The organism is Arcobacter arenosus, from assembly GCF_005771535.1.
Classification (GTDB): Bacteria; Campylobacterota; Campylobacteria; order Campylobacterales; family Arcobacteraceae; genus Halarcobacter; species Halarcobacter arenosus.
In genome coordinates this window covers 1-17,901 of sequence record NZ_VANU01000006.1, presented here as the reverse complement: position 1 = coordinate 17,901, position 17,901 = coordinate 1, and the positions used below count along the sequence as shown (strand labels likewise).

At 27.0% G+C, this 17,901-nt stretch carries 14 protein-coding genes and 1 pseudogene; 14 read left to right on the top strand and 1 reads right to left on the bottom strand.

What is annotated here, in order from left to right; translation table 11 throughout:
- From FDK22_RS12890 to FDK22_RS12870, 5 genes are all read left to right on the top strand, one after another.
- Nucleotides 1-294 carry an EscU/YscU/HrcU family type III secretion system export apparatus switch protein gene (locus FDK22_RS12890; protein WP_138153394.1) on the top strand — a complete coding sequence of 98 codons (294 nt, stop codon included), beginning with the start codon at nucleotides 1-3 and terminating at the stop codon, nucleotides 292-294.
- A 61-nt stretch (nucleotides 295-355) separates the two neighbouring features.
- Complete coding sequence (locus FDK22_RS12885; protein WP_138153393.1) at nucleotides 356-796, top strand: hypothetical protein; 441 nt, start codon at nucleotides 356-358, stop codon at nucleotides 794-796.
- Entirely contained in the window at nucleotides 793-2,568 is a 1,776-nt protein-coding gene (mrdA, locus tag FDK22_RS12880; RefSeq protein ID WP_138153392.1) for a penicillin-binding protein 2, read from the top strand. Before FDK22_RS12885 ends, mrdA begins: the two co-directional genes overlap by 4 nt.
- A gap of 59 nt (nucleotides 2,569-2,627) precedes the next feature.
- Complete coding sequence (gene fliP, locus FDK22_RS12875; protein WP_138153391.1) at nucleotides 2,628-3,359, top strand: flagellar type III secretion system pore protein FliP; 732 nt, start codon at nucleotides 2,628-2,630, stop codon at nucleotides 3,357-3,359.
- A 287-nt stretch (nucleotides 3,360-3,646) separates the two neighbouring features.
- Nucleotides 3,647-4,279 carry a hypothetical protein gene (locus tag FDK22_RS12870; protein WP_138153390.1) on the top strand — a complete coding sequence of 211 codons (633 nt, stop codon included), beginning with the start codon at nucleotides 3,647-3,649 and terminating at the stop codon, nucleotides 4,277-4,279.
- A 30-nt stretch (nucleotides 4,280-4,309) separates the two neighbouring features.
- Here the strand turns inward: FDK22_RS12870 and FDK22_RS12865 are convergent, their stop codons facing one another.
- The gene (locus FDK22_RS12865; RefSeq protein ID WP_138153389.1) at nucleotides 4,310-6,481 is read right to left on the bottom strand and encodes a hypothetical protein; all 2,172 of its coding nucleotides are present in this window, start codon (nucleotides 6,479-6,481) and stop codon (nucleotides 4,310-4,312) included.
- A 645-nt stretch (nucleotides 6,482-7,126) separates the two neighbouring features.
- Between FDK22_RS12865 and FDK22_RS12860 the strand changes: the two genes are divergently transcribed.
- From FDK22_RS12860 to FDK22_RS12820, 9 genes and pseudogenes are all read left to right on the top strand, one after another.
- The gene (locus tag FDK22_RS12860) at nucleotides 7,127-7,759 is read left to right on the top strand and encodes a recombinase family protein (protein WP_138153388.1); all 633 of its coding nucleotides are present in this window, start codon (nucleotides 7,127-7,129) and stop codon (nucleotides 7,757-7,759) included.
- Between the two features lie 60 nt (nucleotides 7,760-7,819).
- Nucleotides 7,820-8,572 (top strand): hypothetical protein, encoded by a 753-nt coding sequence (locus FDK22_RS12855; RefSeq protein ID WP_138153387.1) that lies wholly within the window; start codon nucleotides 7,820-7,822, stop codon nucleotides 8,570-8,572.
- 164 nt (nucleotides 8,573-8,736) lie between these two features.
- Complete coding sequence (locus FDK22_RS12850) at nucleotides 8,737-9,780, top strand: tyrosine-type recombinase/integrase (RefSeq protein WP_138153386.1); 1,044 nt, start codon at nucleotides 8,737-8,739, stop codon at nucleotides 9,778-9,780.
- Nucleotides 9,781-9,809: 29 nt separating this feature from the next.
- A pseudogene (locus FDK22_RS12845) lies at nucleotides 9,810-10,067 on the top strand (flagellar type III secretion system pore protein FliP); the annotation flags it as partial.
- A gap of 96 nt (nucleotides 10,068-10,163) precedes the next feature.
- Complete coding sequence (locus FDK22_RS12840) at nucleotides 10,164-11,951, top strand: autotransporter family protein (protein ID WP_138153385.1); 1,788 nt, start codon at nucleotides 10,164-10,166, stop codon at nucleotides 11,949-11,951.
- Nucleotides 11,952-12,036: 85 nt separating this feature from the next.
- Nucleotides 12,037-12,864 carry an alpha/beta hydrolase family protein gene (locus tag FDK22_RS12835; protein WP_171012993.1) on the top strand — a complete coding sequence of 276 codons (828 nt, stop codon included), beginning with the start codon at nucleotides 12,037-12,039 and terminating at the stop codon, nucleotides 12,862-12,864.
- A 121-nt stretch (nucleotides 12,865-12,985) separates the two neighbouring features.
- Complete coding sequence (locus tag FDK22_RS12830; protein WP_138153383.1) at nucleotides 12,986-14,647, top strand: bacteriohemerythrin; 1,662 nt, start codon at nucleotides 12,986-12,988, stop codon at nucleotides 14,645-14,647.
- Nucleotides 14,648-14,860: 213 nt separating this feature from the next.
- Entirely contained in the window at nucleotides 14,861-17,026 is a 2,166-nt protein-coding gene (locus FDK22_RS12825) for a sensor histidine kinase (protein WP_138153382.1), read from the top strand.
- Nucleotides 17,023-17,769 (top strand): response regulator, encoded by a 747-nt coding sequence (locus FDK22_RS12820; RefSeq protein WP_138153381.1) that lies wholly within the window; start codon nucleotides 17,023-17,025, stop codon nucleotides 17,767-17,769. The genes FDK22_RS12825 and FDK22_RS12820 overlap by 4 nt, the downstream gene beginning before the upstream one ends.
- Nucleotides 17,770-17,901 lie beyond the last annotated feature (132 nt).

The following is a 17,901-nucleotide window of genomic DNA, read 5'->3' as shown; positions in this document are numbered from 1 at the left end:
ATGGAAAAAAACAAGCTTAAAAAAGCTGTTGCACTAGGTTATGATATTGATGTTGACAATGCACCAAAAGTAATAGCTAAAGGAACAGGAGAATTAGCAAAAAACATTATAAAAGTAGCCGAAAACAATGAAATACCAATAAAAAAAGATGAAGATTTAGTTGAACTTTTGTCTGCATTAGATATAGATAAGGAGATACCCGACTCTATGTATAAAGCTGTTTCAGAAATCTTCTCATTTATTTATGACTTAACAAGCCTTGAACGAAAAAAAAGAGAACTAGAACAAAAGTAATATTGATTTATATATAAGTTCATTTATAATATAATCCACAAAAACAAAGACATAACTGATAATGAGACTCAACAATCTTGATAATCCTTTTTTTATAGTATTACTTGCTATTGCAATTGTTATAGTTAATACAATATCATCAATAATATTTTTCCCTATTTTAACCTTAGGAATTTTATTTATGGCATTTTTTGTGTGCCTTAAAAAAAGATATTATTATTCTTTTACTGTTGTAATTCTTGCATTAACTTTTATTGAATTAAATAATGGATTTAAGCCATTATCCTTATTTCTACTTGCAACTTTTGTATATGTTTTTTTAGTACCAAATATTAATAGAATTTTCACTTTTAGTAGTTTAAATAGTTATATTTATATGACAGTATTTTATTTAGGTGTTACAATTGTTTGGTCAATTGACCATCAAATAAGCTTTTATTTTGTAGCAATTTTAGTAATTAATCTTATAATTGATTTTATCTTATTTGGAGTTCTAATTTGAAAAATAGAGTTAATATAGCCCTGATTTTAATCTTTATTGTATTGTTAACTTTATTATCTAGAGTTTATTTTCTAAGTATTAAATCAAATACATATTATGAAGAGCTTTCAAAAAGAAACTATATTAAAAAAGTTTTTGAAGTACCCAATAGAGGTATTATCAAAGATAGAAATGGCGTACCACTTGCCATGAATAAAATTGGTTTTTCAATAAATATAAAACCCCATTTAAGATCTTATAAAAATATGTATAAACTAGATCAACTTGTTACATTAATTAATAAACACTTACCTCAATATGAAAAAGAAAAGTTATATAAAGAATATAAAAAACTAGACTCAAACTATAAACATGATTTTGTGAAGGTAATCGAATTTATTCCTTATGATGACTTTTTTGATAAATATACAATCTTTAATTCAAACGATGATATAAAAATTAAACCTGAAGTAAAAAGAGTATATCCATATGGTAAAAATGGTTCTCATATAATTGGTTATGTTGGAAAAGCTACAAAAAGAGATATTGAAAATAATGAATTTTCAAAATATAGTGGGATTATTGGTAAAAATGGTTTAGAAAAATACTACAATAATAAACTTCAAGGAAAACTTGGTGAAAAAAGTATTAAAGTAAATGCTCTAAATAAAGAGATTGAAGTTTTAGATGAAATTGAACCCACATCAAATAATGACCTACATACTTCAATTGATATTGAATTACAAAAATATATTCAAAAAATTTTTGAAGGTAAAAGTGGTGCAGTTATAGTAATGGACTCAAATAATGGAGAGGTTTTAGCTGCAGGTTCTTATCCAGAGTTTGATAATAATATATTTGTAGATGGTATCTCAGTAAAAGATTGGGAAGCTATGAGAAATGATTTCAACCACCCTTTCACAAATAAACTTGTAAATGGTAAATATCCCCCTGGTTCTGTTATCAAAATGGGAATCGCACTTTCATTTTTGGAAAATGGACTAAAACCTGATTTTGAAGTTTATGATAATGGTTTTATAAAAATTGGTCGAAGAAACTTTAGATGTTGGAAAACAACTGGACATGGAAGAGTTGGTTTTACAAAAGCTATTAGAGAAAGTTGTGATGACTTTTTTTATAAAGGTAGTTTAGAAATTGGTATAAATAAAATATCAAAAACTTTAGCTAAATATGGAATTGGCGAAGAAACAGGAATTGAACTTACAAACGAATTTTATGCAACAAATCCAAATAAAGATTGGAAACAACATAAGTTTAAGCAACCTTGGTATATTGGAGATACTATTAATGCCTCTATTGGGCAAGGTTATATGTCTGTAACACCAATGCAAATTGCAAGATATACTGCTTTTTTAGCATCTGGTAAACTTCCAAAACCCCATTTTGCAAAAGATAATTTTGAAGAACCAAAAGAGATTAAATTTAATCCAGCTCATATGAAAATTATTAGAAAAGGTATGTATGAAGTAATTAACCATAAAAAAGGTACAGCAACAAATTATATAAATTCTAAAGTAACAATTGCAGGTAAAACAGGTACTGCTCAAGTTGTTACTATACCACAAGAAGAAAAAGTAAGAATGAAAGAGAGTGAATTGGAGTATTACCACAGATCTCATGCTTGGCTTACAACCTATGGACCTTATAAAAATCCACAATATGTAGTAACAGTTTTAGTTGAGCATGGTGGGCATGGTGGAAGTGCGGCAGGTAAAGTTGTAAGTCAGATTTATGATAAATTGCTTGAAATGGGATATATAAAGAATAAATAACATATTAATCATATTTTGGCTAACATACACCAAATTTAAGATTTTTTTAGGGATTTTGATTGAGATTACTTCTAAGTTTATTAATATTTTCAATAACACTTTTTGCAGCGGAAGAGCAACTTCCTGTTGTAAACTTATCTGTTGCAGCACTTGAACAACCAGCACAATTTGTAAGAACAATCAATATAGCAATAATACTTGCACTACTTGTTTTAGCGCCATCTTTATTGCTAATGATTACAAGTTTTACAAGACTATTAATCGTATTTTCACTACTTAGACAAGCAATGGGTTTACAACAAACTCCCCCAAACCAAATTATTGTATCACTTGCACTAATTATGACAATATTTATTATGGAACCATATGCAAAAAGGTCATGGGATGTTGGTGTAAAGCCTTATATGGATGAAGTTATTGGTTATGAACAAGCCTTTGAAGAGGGAGTAAAACCCTTTAAAGAGTTTATGATAAAAAATACTAGAGAAAAAGACTTAGCCCTATTTTATAGAATCAAAAAAGAAGAAAACCCTAAAAATATTGATGATGTACCTTTAACCTTATTAATGCCTGCATTTATTGTAAGTGAATTAAAAACAGCCTTTGAAATAGGCTTTTTAATCTTCTTACCCTTTTTAGTAATTGATATTATTGTTGCTTCCATACTTATGTCCTTAGGGATGATGATGCTACCTCCTGTAATGATATCTTTACCCATAAAAATCATCTTTTTTATTGTAATTGATGGTTGGGCATTGATTATAGGAAACCTCGCACAGTCCTTTAAGTGACGGGGTTTGTAGAGATTTTAGATTAGGTGACAATACACTTGTATTGTCTAACTTAAGAGTATTGGAATGTAAACTAACCTCTAGTGTAAAAATCACAACTTTAAGCAACAAAAAATCAACAAATTAGCAACATTACTACTTGTTTTAAGTTATGAGATTTTGCATTTATTAATTAATAAGAAACTATAAACTTACTTACAACAAAAACAATATTATCCTCTAAATAAATATTATTTCAATTTTAAGCTAGCAAAGTATATACTAATTTATTATTTTAAGGATTTTTAATGATAGGTAAAATTGCAGCATATAATAGTAATACAGGAAGTGGAATTATAATTTTATCAAACAATGATAAACGAAAATTTGATTTAGATGATTGGTACAGTTCAACAATACCTGAAGTGGGTATTAATGTAAGAATATCTGAAGATAATAAAATTGATATAATCATGGAAAAAATACCTGAACAGAGTAAAGAAGAAAAAATAGAAAAGTTACTTAATTTAATTGAAACCAATTTTTCAAAAATTGATTTTAAAATTATACAATCTACAAATAAAAAAATTGAATTACTACAAGAGGAAAAGACAAAAAAAGAGTTTAGTATTTTCATGTTTTTAATTCATACATTATGGATAAGTATAGTTCTTTTTCTAATTTTTGGTCCACTAAGCATTATAGTTGCTATAGTCATTGCATTTATGTTATCAAATGAAACTAAAATTATTAAAAAGAAGGAACATCTATTAATTAAAGAAAAAAACAATGACTACATATGTTTATTGAATGGAAATAGAGTACAATTGGAACTAGATTTAGTAAAAAATGAAGTTAAAATTTACGATACTAGTTTTCTTGGAAAAGACATTCTTAAATATTTAATAAATAAAGATGGTATTGAAGTGATTGATAAATAAAATATTAAAAGTAGAGAGCATTACGCTCTCTTAACCTTCTATATCTAATCTTTCAACATTAGAACTAACATAATTTAAGTCAAAGTCTAACTTAACTCCACTAGAACTTTTAAATGTATAACAATTACTACTTCTTAACATCGGTAGAATTACATAACAAAACTTTCCACAGTCTCTGAAACCACTATTTCGTCCAATAGATTGACTAACTTTTGTACTCATTATAATACAGTTTATATCCATTGCGATTGCTTCTTTATCATCTCCAAATTTATCTTTGTAATATTCTTCTGAGGCTTTAAAAAATAAATAATGTTCTACTGGACTAGGATAATGCCCTACTACTAATGTGTTAAGCTGTTTATAGTTATCACTTCCTCTAACACTTAAATGCGTAGAATCTTTTTTATCTGAAGCATCACAAATCACCTCATCAATCTCAGGGTATAATCCTAGTACTTTTTTAATTACATTGTCTCGATTTGTTTCTTTTTCTATTTTTACATTACTAGTTGATGAAGTTAAAAGATATTTAATGTTATCTGTTTTTAGTTTTTTCGTAAAATCTCTAATTGGATAGTCAGACTTGTTATAAAATACTCTTTTTACTTTTTCCTTTTCAGTTGTAAGAATAATTGCTGAACGGTTACATAACAAATCAATCAAACTATTATTCTTTTCTAATCTAATTAAATCATTATAAAAATTTATTTCAGAAAGTGTAACTTTCTTTGATTTTTCTTTTAGTTCCACCACTGGATAAAAATCTTTAACTTCAAATTCATCTAAAACTATAAGGGATAATGACTCTTCTTTTATGTATCTTTTTAGAAGAACTTTTAATTTCTCAGTTGTAAGCAATACTGTAACATCTCTCCTGAGAATTTTTTTGTTGTTCTCTTGTATTGCATCCAACAAATTTTGAGCTTGTTGAGAATCATTGATAACTTCATTTATAAATTCTTTTGTATCATTACCTTCTTGCATTTTTTTACTATAGGATTCAATGATACTAGGACTGATATTTAGCTGTTCCATAATTTCTTTGTTTGAATAACATACTAAAGTATCAATTCCTTCTTCTTGAAAACTTTCTTTCATCTCAATAATTCTTTTTGTTGTGTCGCATGCATAGATAACATGAAATTTTTTACAATTTTCAAGTATAGCTCTAGTTTTACCTACACCTTCATTTGCAACAATAACTGTTTTTACAAAATCAAATCCTATAATATCAAAATCATCATGATGTTTCTCAATTGCATTTTTAATCTTTTGTTGTATATCAGTTCTAATTGCTTCAGGTTTAAATGAATATTCATAATCATAATTTGAAAAAAGTAAATCTGTCGTTGCACTTTTTGTTAAATCAAATATACATTTAACATTTTGTGGGTAATAGCAGAATAAATTACCAACGGGGTCATTAATATCTCGTTTATATCTTAAAATAAAATCAGTTTCATCATCTTTTATTAAATTTGGATTGATATTCTCTATCTGCTTTATAAAATCAGGATGAACTTTACCTGTACCCGTTGCTTCATCATATGTTTTTACTACATATTTATATTTATTTAGTAATTCTGTTCCTAGATATAAATCATTTCTATATAGTTTATCAATTACAATTCCATCTATAGCTGATGGTAATAATGCCCTTGAAGGGTTTTTACATGCAGGGTCTGTTTTACACTCAAGTAACTCATGAAGATATTGCCAAGTAGCTTTATATTTTTGTTTAATATCTTTATCCTTGATAGGTTTTAATAAAGCTACAATAATATGAAATTTGTGTTTCTTTGATGTATGAGATTTAGATGTGTATAATATATAACTAAGTTCATTTTTATCAAGAATTGATTGAGCCTCCTCCATGGTCATTCCACTATCTATGTCTAAAGAAATAAAGTCTATAGACTTGACATTATCATCAACCCATTTTGGAGCTTCTTTTTTAAATACTGCTGGACAAATAATAGTAGACTTACACACTGCTTTAATATCTACTATAGAATTAAGTGCAACGGTTTTGCTATGCATAGAAGTTTTAACTAATAAGTTAATACACTGTTTTTTTGTTAAACCTTCAACAGTAGGTAATACTGTAAACTTGTATGTATACTTACTATCTAATGTTGATGTTAATCTGTTTTTGTATTTCGTATTAGAAAATACAGTTTTTAAATTGTTTTTACTCATATAAATCCTTTCTAATGAGTTACTCCGTAAATTTAATGTGTAATACTATTTATTAGTGCTGTTAAAAAAATGGAGTATTATTTATTGTCTATACATGGTAGTTTAAAATGCAGAATTATTTTTATGAAGTAATCACATTATTTTAGGCATTAAAAGGGTATGGACGACTGTGTTCTGAAATCTGAAAATATAATCAACATTTAATATCTTGCACTCGAGCGAGTAAACATTAATGCTGATGTTAAGTTCGTAAGAACTTTAAAAGATACATAGATAGAGGGCTATGCATATATTGAGTACAATTATAATAATAAATTGTACACTTGTCAAGTCAACTAAGCACTTACTAAGTAAAATTATGAATTTGTTATCAAATGTCCGTACAATTCTTCTTTTACACTCTTTAAGTATTACTAAGCCCAAATCAATAAAAAAGCTTCATACTTACTTAAACCCACCCCTCTATTAAACAATACATTTTATATCTTTTTGTGTCCTACTAAACAAAAAATTAAAGCACGTCACAACTTTTAAGTCTTAATCATCATTAAATATCTAGTATTTTATAAATTTTTATACTTGACTAAAAGTTTATAAAATGATAGAATTGTAAGTATAAAAAGGTTAAGACTTGAAAGGACTAACATGACACTAGGATATCTAAGAGTTTCAACTGATAAGCAAACAGTTGAAAACCAAAGAAATGAGATTCTTAACTACTGTAATAATAACTCTCTTAATGGTAAAGTTGAATGGCTTGAGGTTAAAATGAGTACTCGCAAGTCAGAAAGAGATAGAAAACTTGATGAACTATTTGACAAAATCAAAAGTGGAGATACTGTTATCGTTAGTGAGATGTCAAGGCTTGGTAGGAGTACACAAGAGGTATTACAAACGATTGACAAACTAATGAGCCACAAAGTCGAGTTACACATAGTAAAACAGAAACTAGTAGTAAATCCAAACAATAAAAACGACTTCATATCAAAGGCTATGATTACACTTATGAGTCTTTTTGCTGAGCTTGAGCGTGATTTAATCTCTCAACGAACTAAAGAGGCATTAAAAGCACGTAAAGCATTAGGTATTGAGTTAGGTAAACCAAAAGGAACCATACAAGCTTCAAAGTATGATGAACACAAGAATAGAATCATTGAATTAAAAGAGTTAGGTTTATCTTTAAACAAAATTGTTAAGAATCATTTAGAACCTGTAATGGGTAAGAGTAACTGTAGCGTTCAAAGCCTCTCTACTTACTTAAAGAAGAGAGGTCTTTAATTATTGTAAATTAAGTAAGAAACAAATATAATCTGTAGCATTATAAAAAAAGGATTTAAAGTGATTAAAAAATATATATTAGTTCCAATATTTATATTAATAGTTTTTTCTGGTTGTGCCAAAAGATTTGGTTATGTTAATACTTACCATGTAATAGAAGAAGAATCAATTGTTTACAAAAATTATGAGTTAAACAAGAAACAAAGCTCTTATGTTGGTGCAACAATGATAAGAGTCAACAACTATAATAAAATTACCAAAAGTTCTAACCTAATGAAACCAACTGAAGATTTTACTTTCAATACTAACAGTTCAAACAATCAAATAAGATTTTTTAAAGATGACTTATTTACTATTTCGGGGTCTTGGAAAATTGATAATATTACATATACAGCAATAACTAATAGAAAACTTGACTCAAAACATCTATTAATTAAAGAAAATGGTTCTATACACAATAAAATTGCCAATGTTATTAAGTATGGTATGAATGCAGGAAGTGCTGTTACAGTACTTTATACTTATGAACACAAACCTAAATCTGTTAGGTTTAAAACTGTTACTAGCACAAGTAATGAAATGTCTAAAGGTCAAATTAATTATGAGTTGATTTATACAGGTTTAAATAAAGATTCTTTCATGTTAACTTACAGAGAATACACAAAAGATGATTTAGCTAGACCATCATTTTTTCAAAATTTAACATACAGTAAGAATAAAAATCAAATTAGATTTAGAAATTTATTAATTAAAATCCATTCTTTAGATAATGAAAAAATTGTTTTTTCTGTTCTTGAAGATAATTTAATATAAAAACTAAAGTAATATGCATAAAAAGGCACATATTACTTTAGTCCATATCTAGAGATTAGATTACTAAACTAGTTTTAACTCTACATAAAGTAAAGTTATAATGTGATTTTTATACATGAGTTCTTTTACATTTCCAAACTCTTTTTATTGAAAGGGAGTTTAACTTGGCTTCAATTTATACATATAGAAATATACTCCACATGAATGTGAGAGTAGATGGAAAACAACACAGAAAATCAACAGGGTTAACTGATACAAAAGAAAACAGACTAAAGGTTCAATTAGAGATTATGCCAAATTTTGTTAATAGCTTAAAATACCCTACTTCAGACATTAAGCTAGAGTTTTATATCAAAAAGTTTCTTGAAGGTAAAAAACATCTGGCTAAAGAAGTTACATATAAAAGATACAAGAATACTATAGACAAGTGGATTCTTAACCAATATGGTAAAAAGAAAGTTACAGATATCAACTATACTATAGCAAAAAACTATATCCATACACAGTATAACCTCAATAAGACAGCCAAATCTGTTGAGTTATACATTACTATTTTTAGTGGTATCTTACAGGAAGCAGTTTTTGATGGTGTAATTACAAATAATCCATTCAAGAGCATAAAGAAAAGAAAAAAGAAAAAACCAATAATAGTTCCCTTTTCTGCTGATGAAGTTAGACTACTTCTAGAAAATACAACAGGATGGCTTCATAATTACATTGGTCTTGCTAGTCATACAGGATTAAGAAGTGGTGAAATGTTAGCCTTAAAATGGTCTAACATAGATGATAAGTATATCTATATCAGAGCTACACGAGATAGAGGAATAGACACCGAACCAAAAACAGTAAGTTCAGTTAGAGATATTCCAATTTTTGATACTGTAAGAGGTTTTATCCAAAAGCAAAGAGAACTTACAGGTCATCTAGAGTATGTCTTTAATTCAAAGCTTGATGAACCTTGGTGTCACACAGGTAGTATATGTGAGTTTCATTGGTATCCATTATTAGATAGATTAGGACTAAAAAGAAGAAGAATCTATGAATTGAGACATACATTTGCAACAAATATGCTAAATTCAGGCTACTTCAAAGTAACAGAGATTGCACATCTAATGGGACATACAACGACAGAATATCTGTTTAACGTTTACTCTAAATTCATTGAATCAGAGAAGGATAGAATACCATTAGATAAATCAATCTACTAAGAAGTTAGCAACATTTAAGCAACATCACTAAAAATATTGATGATGTACCTTTAACCTTATTAATGCCTGCATTTATTGTAAGTGAATTAAAAACAGCCTTTGAAATAGGCTTTTTAATCTTCTTACCCTTTTTAGTAATTGATATTATTGTTGCTTCCATACTTATGTCCTTAGGGATGATGATGCTACCTCCTGTAATGATATCTTTACCCATAAAAATCATCTTTTTTATTGTAATTGATGGTTGGGCATTGATTATAGGAAACCTCGCACAGTCCTTTAAATAACATTAGCTATTTATAAAATAATTCCTTAGTAGATTATAATAATAATTTGGATAATATATCAAAAATTAAATTATAATAATTTTCAAAAGGAAAATAATGTCTAAACAAAGAATAGATAATAAAACTCTTTTCCAAATATTTAAAAATGGTAAAGTTTCAATATTTGTAAGTACTTTATTATTAAGTGCTTCTATTGGTACAATTAATGTTAATGCTGATATTGTAAATGGTAATTTTGAAGATGGATTAAATGGATGGACTACAAATGTATTTGGTAGTGCAAATCCAGTTACTCTTGCAACAGGAACAACAAATGCAAGTGCTGGGACAATTAATCCTTCATTAACTGCAGATCAATATGTATATACTTCACAAAGTAGCCCAGGATTAAGTATTTTATCACAAGCTTTTAATGTTACATCAGGGACCAATAAACTATTCTTTGATTATGCTATTAGGAATAATGCTGGTTCTTATTTTACTCCTGATTCTTTTAATTATAATGGTGCACAAACACAGCAGGCTCGTTTTGATGTTTTAAAGCCAGGTTCTGATCCAACTGTATACAATGCAGGAGATATAATTGTAACTGGATTTAAAACAGAAAGTGGTGATCCAGCAATTATTGATTGGACAACAAAAGAGATTGACTTAACTGCTGATTTAGCATCTTATGTTGGACAAGATGTGATTTTACGTTTTTGGCAAGAAGATAATCAAGGCGTCTTCAATTTAGCATTAGATAATATCAATGTTGGTCTTACACAATTACTTTCTAGTTATTTTGACCAAACAGTAGCTGGAAATGGAAATACTCCATCTCAAAGAAATGCTCAAAAACTTGATGATTTTGTTGGAACAGGGATGGATGATTTCAAAACAATTTTAGATACTTGTACAACAGACGAATGTGTTGCAAATGCAGTAGATGAACTAGAAGTAAAACTAGCTGGAGCTGGAGTTAGTGCTGCAAAACAAACAGCCCAATCAATAGCTAAAATAGTAAGACAAAGACAAGGAACATTTGGATTAGCAGGAGGAAACTCTGGTGAAGAGATGTTTACTGAAAAAAACTTCTGGTTTAAACCATTTGGCACTTGGGGTGAACAAAATGACAAAGATGGTTTAGCAGGATATGATATCAAATCATATGGATTTGGTATAGGAGCTGATGCTATAAATAAAGATGACCAACAATTAGGTTTTGGATTATTCTATACAAATGCAGATGTTGATGTAAATGGAGTTAACCAAAACTCTGATGTAGATGCCTTTACAATCTTAGGATATGGAAGTACTCCAATTATTGATAATAAAACAAAATTTCTTTATCAAGTAGGATACTCTTGGCAAATGACTGATACATTTAGAGAAACTTTAACAGGAGATGCAGTAGCTGACTATACAAGTAATGTAGCAAGTATTGATTTAAAGGTGATGAGAGATTATCAAGTAAATGGTAAATGGTTAGTACAACCAACTGTAGGTTTAAGCTATACTTACTTTAAAGCACCTTCATATTCTGAAAGTGGAGCAGGAGTTGCTAGTTTAGATGTTAATAAATTCTCAACTAGTGAAACACTATTAAATATAGGTGCTGTATCAAACTATAAAATAGATGATAGTTCTATTTTTATTACAACATTAGATTTAGGATATGATTTAGAAAATAATGATGATACGGTAACATCAACAACTCAAGGTGGATTGCAGTTGGCAGATTCTGAATCAATAGATAATGGAAGAATTTCATATGCCATTGGATTAGGATATGAAAAACAATTAAATAATAACAGTAATATAAACTTCACATATGAATATTCTGGTGAGGGAAGTGACTATTCAAATAACACAATCTCTGTAAAATATGTAATTAATTTCTAATAGATATTTCAATAATATCTATTATAAAGGGAAAAAGGAGGAAATACCTTTTCCCCTTTAAATAATCAAAAAGAGATATATAAACTTGCTAAATAAGAAAATAGTTTTACTAACTTTTATAATCATTCTTATTTTTACTTCTTGCAGTAGAAATATACCATCAAAACAACAAAGAATTCAAAAATTACAAGCTTTAATTCCTAATTCTAATTATATTACTAAAACAATTCATACAGATACATATAGCTTTTATACAATTCAACAGCAAAACAATACTTGCAAAAATGTACATGTTTATTTCGAAGGCGATGGTTTAGCTTGGATAACCAGACATCTAATTTCAGATGATCCAACACCACTTACTCCAACAACTTTCAATTTACTTTTAAAAGACAAATATCAATGTAAAGTTTATATTGCAAGAGCTTGTCAATATACAAATGATAATCATTGCAGTAAAAAAGATTGGACAAGTCATAGATTCAGTAAACAAATTATATTTGCAACTAATAAAATAATAGACAAAATCAAAAATAATTTTCAAAATGATAACTTTATTTTTATTGGTTATAGTGGCGGTGCAGCAATTGCATCATTAATAGCAAATCAAAGAAATGATGTAACATATTTTATTAGTATTGCAGGGAATTTAGATACAGAGCTTTGGACCAAAATAAAAAAATTTCAGCCATTAACAGGCTCATTAAATCCAGTTAATTATACTAATAATCTTAAATCAATAAAACAATATCATTTAATTGGAACAAAGGATAGTATAATTCCATATAAAGTTACTCAATCATATATAAAAAAATTTAGTAATAAAGAGAACATAAAATTAAAAAGTGTTAATGCAACACATAACTGTTGTTATGAAGACTTTTTTAAAGAAATAATTCAAGACATAAAATAATTTATATCCACCTATAGTTAACTTAAATTACTTCCAAATAACCAAAAGTTTAAGAATGATAGGATATATTTATTGTTAAAAACCTAGCTAAAGCTATCAATAATGTTATACAAGGGAAAAAATGGAGAAGATTGATATTATACCTTGGAATGAGAATTTTTGTACAGGTATTAATCAAATAGATAAAGAACATAAAAAACTAGTTGAAATAATAAATAACCTTGCTACAGAATTTGCATACAATACCTTTAAATTAGATATTAATACTATATTTGATGAATTAATTGATTATACAAAATATCATTTTACATCTGAAGAGATTATTTGGGACAAATACTTCAAAAATCAAGAAGATAGTGAAAAACACAAAAAAGCTCACAATAATTTCATTAATGAACTTCACAACTTAATAAAACTACAAAAGAAAAAACCAATTGAAGAGATTGCTGAAATCACCCTTGATTTTCTTGTACAATGGTTAGTCTCTCATATCCTTGAAACAGATAGATTTATGGCTTATAAAGTTTTAAGTCTGATTGATGGCGATTCAATTGAAAAAGCACATAAAATTGCTATACAAAAAATGAGTGGCGAAACAAAAAAACTAACTACACTTATAATGTCTATTTATAAGGTACTATCAAACAATACATTAAAGCTTATGAGAGAAAAGGCGAGACAAGAAAAAGTTCAAAAAGTATTAGAAGAAGAAAAAAATAAGTTTGAAGATATATTTAAATATAGTAAAGATGGAATTGCTATATTAGATTTAAATTATAATTTTCTTGATTTTAATAATTCATACCTTAATATGTTAGGCTTTTCAAGAAAAGAACTACTTACTAAATCTTGTATTGAGATAACTGCACCTAAAGATATAAAAAAATCAATTAAAGCTATGGAAGAAGTTGTTAATAAAGGTTTCATAACTAACTTTGAAAAACAGTGTTGTACAAAAGATGGAACACTTATAAACGTAAATATCTCTGCTTCACTACAACCAGATAAAAAAACAGTTCTTGTAATTACAAAAGATGTATCATCATTAAAAATATTAGAAGAACAATCAAAAATGGCTGCAATGGGTGAAATGATTGGAAATATTGCCCACCAATGGAGACAACCACTTTCAGTAATTTCAACGGCTGCAACGGGAATAAAACTTCAAAATAATATTGATATATTAACTAAAGAGCAGTTAGATTCAATGTGCGATACAATAAATAATAATGCCCAATATCTTTCAAAAACTATAGATGATTTTAGAAACTTTATAAAAGGTGAAAGAGTAATTAAAGAATTCAATCTTTTTGAAACTTTTGAAACCTTTATGGAGCTTATGAAAGGAACAATTAAACAAAACTTCATAAAAGTAAATATTAATGTTCCTAAAGATATATCATTAAATGGATATCCCAATGAATTAATACAGTGTTTTATAAATATTTTTAATAACTCAAAAGATGCTTTGAAAAATAAAGATGATGATAGAATAATAAATATAAATGCAAAAATAGAAAACAACAATTTAATAATAATTTTTAATGACAATGCAGGAGGAATACCTGAAGAGATACTTCCAAAGATTTTTGAACCCTATTTTACTACAAAATATAAATCTCAAGGTACAGGACTAGGATTAAGTATGACATACAATCTAATAACTACTGGAATGAGGGGTTCAATCTCTGTATACAATAAAATTTTTTCGGACAATAAGCACTCAAAAGGGGCAGAGTTCAAAATTATCTTGCCAATAGATGATAAAATTTCAATAAAGTAAAAGAAGAGAAGAAAAGATAATTTCAAAATAATAAGTGGGGGGGTGATGTGAGATTCTCTAGGGAAAATCTTCTCTTCTTTTATGTTTGGGACAAGTAATTATACAAATCCAAAATGGCCTAAAGGTGACATATCTCTCTAAAATCAAAAAAATGATACTCTACTAATACTATTTCTTGATAAAATATAATTAACATAAATATCAAGGGGAAAATTGAATACTTCAGTTAAAAGTCTAGTAAAAATATTTTTTTCATTATTTATTATCTTTGTTTTTATTCAAATTGGTATATCTTATTTTTATTTCAAACAAAGCAAAAAAAACCTGATAAATAATTCATTAAAAAGTGAACTGAAAATAAAAAGAAAAATTTTTATTGAACACTTTATTACAAATAGTAGTAACTTTCTTTTTTCTATCCAAGATAGTCAGGCTTTCCAAAAATTCTTACAAGGTGATAATACCTATTTAAAAGAAAATGAGAATATTTTTTTAGCCCTTGCAAAATCCCATAAATATATTGACCAAGTAAGATACATAGATGAAAATGGTTATGAGAATATAAGAATAGACCAAGATAGAAAAATCAATACTACAACTGTTGTAAGATCCGAACAACTTCAAAATAAAGCGAATAGATACTATTTTGAGGAATCTTTGTATAAACCAATGAATAAAGTTTGGTTTTCTAAGCTTGATTTAAATGTTGAAAATGGTGAAATTGAATTTCCTTATGTTCCTACTATTAGGGCAATTCTTCCTTTAGAAAAAAATAATGACTTTAAAGGTATTTTGATTATAAACTTTAATATATCAAGTCTACTTAAACAGATAACCTTTTCAGAAAAATTTAACTACATCCTTACAAATAAAAAAAGTGAAATTTTAATCCATTATAATGATGAATATGATTGGAGTGAATATAGTAATAATGGTGTAAAACTAGATAAGTTTATCACAAAAGACAAAAATGAGATAATTACAAATTTTGAATTTTCAAATCCAAATTTTTCTTCAATCTATATTTGTAATCAAATCAAAGACTCTCTAATATTAGTTGGTTCAATAAAAGATGAATATCTTAAAAATTTAGAAAAAGAGCATATTCAAAGGGGTGTTTTAATTATTATCTCAATCCTTTTAATATTTTTAATTATCTTTACTTTTACAAAAGTTAGATTAACTGAAATATTAAATAAATTAAAAAAAGCAGATGAGATAAATGAAGAGCTTTCAGAAAATCTAGAGATAAGTGAAGAAAATTGGAGAAGTGCTATTGAAAATTCTGGAGATGGACATTGGGAGTGGAATACGTCGACAAACGAAATACATTTTTCAAATAATTGGAAAACAATGTTAGGTTATGAAGAAGATGAGATATCAAACAACTTTTTTGAATGGGAAAAAAGAGTTCATAAAGATGATATTAAAAGAGTTTTAAAAGAAGTAGATAAATTCGTAAAACAAAAAGATTACAAATATAAAGTAAAATTTAGAATGGAGACAAAAGATGGTAGCTATAAATGGATTTTTGCCCAAGGATATATTCTTAGAAAAGATAAAGAAGGAAACCCATTAAGAATTGTTGGTACCCATAAAGATATTACCACTGATATTAAAAATGAACAATTTTTAAAAGATGAAGTAAAAAGAAAAACAGATGAAAACTTTAAACAGTTTCAACTTATCCAACAACAAAGTAAATTAGCAGCTATGGGTGAGATGATTGGTGCAATTGCTCACCAATGGAGACAACCTTTAAATGAAATTTCTATTAGAATTCAAAAATTAAAATATGCATACAAAAAAAATGAAATTGATGAAGAATTTATCCAAGATTTTATAAATAAAAATAAAATAACTATCAATTTCATGAGTAATACAATTGATGACTTTAGAAACTTTTTTACTATTGATAAAAAGCCTATTAGGTTTTCAATTAATGAGTCTATTAAAAACGTATTAAATCTTACAGAAGCTCAACTAAAAAAACAAAATATAAAAATAAGTTTGAATGAATATCAAGATTTTGAGATAAATGGATATAAATCTGAATTTGAGCATGTGATTATGAATTTTATTTCAAATTCAAAATATGAGTTAGAAGAAAAAAAGATAGAAAATCCAGAAATCATTATAAATATAAAAGAATATGAGCTTGAATTTGAGGATAATGCAGGAGGCATTCCAAAAGATTTAATTACTAGAATTTTTGAACCATATTTTACAAGTAAAGACCAAGGTAAAGGTACAGGAATGGGTTTATATATGTCAAAAATGATTATTGAAGATAATATGAAAGGCTCTATAGAGGTTGAAAATACTCAAAAAGGGGCAAAATTTATTATAAGATTTAATAAAGAGGGGGAAAAGTATTGAAAAAAATTGATTCTATATTATATGTTGAAGATGAATTAAATGTACAAAATGAGTGTTCAGAATTTTTGGAGATGTTTTGCACAACTTTATACCTTGCAAAAGATGGGGAAGAAGGATTAAAACTATATAAACAGTTTAATCCTGAACTAATTGTAAGTGATATAAAAATGCCAAATATGGATGGTATTGAAATGATAAAAAAGATTAAAGAATTAAATTCAAAAACTCCTGTAATCTTTACTACAGCTTTTAATGATACAAACTATTTACACGATTCAATAAAATTACAAGTTGATGGTTATATTTTAAAACCCATTGATTTAGAACAATTTGAAGAGTTGTTAATCAAAATAATTTATCAATTAAATTTAGAAAAAGAGCAAGTAAAATTAAAAAAGAAACTTGATAAAAATCATGATAATCTTCAAGCAATTTTCGATTTTATTGATTATGGAAGAATAATAATAAACTATAGCTCAAAAATATTAAAAATAAATGACTCTTTATGTGAAACTTTAAATTTAAATAAAAAGGAAATTATTGGTCAAAAGTGTTTTGATATTCTAAGTTTAAAAGAGTTTCAAAGTGGAAATGATATTTTTGATGAAATCATTGAAAAAAGATCAATAAAAAAAAGAAAAGTAACTTTATATAACTCAAAAAAAGAAAGAAAAGATGCATTAGTTGAAGGTTTTGTTTTACCAAACACAGATGAGATTTTTTTATCCTTTGAATGGCTTTAATAGGTAATTTGTACTAGTTAAGACTTAATCTGACAATTTACTAAAAAATAAAGTACAATTTCTCCTAGATAATAGATTTAGGAGAAATTAAAATGAATCTACATACACAAGAAAAAATCATAAAGAATAAAC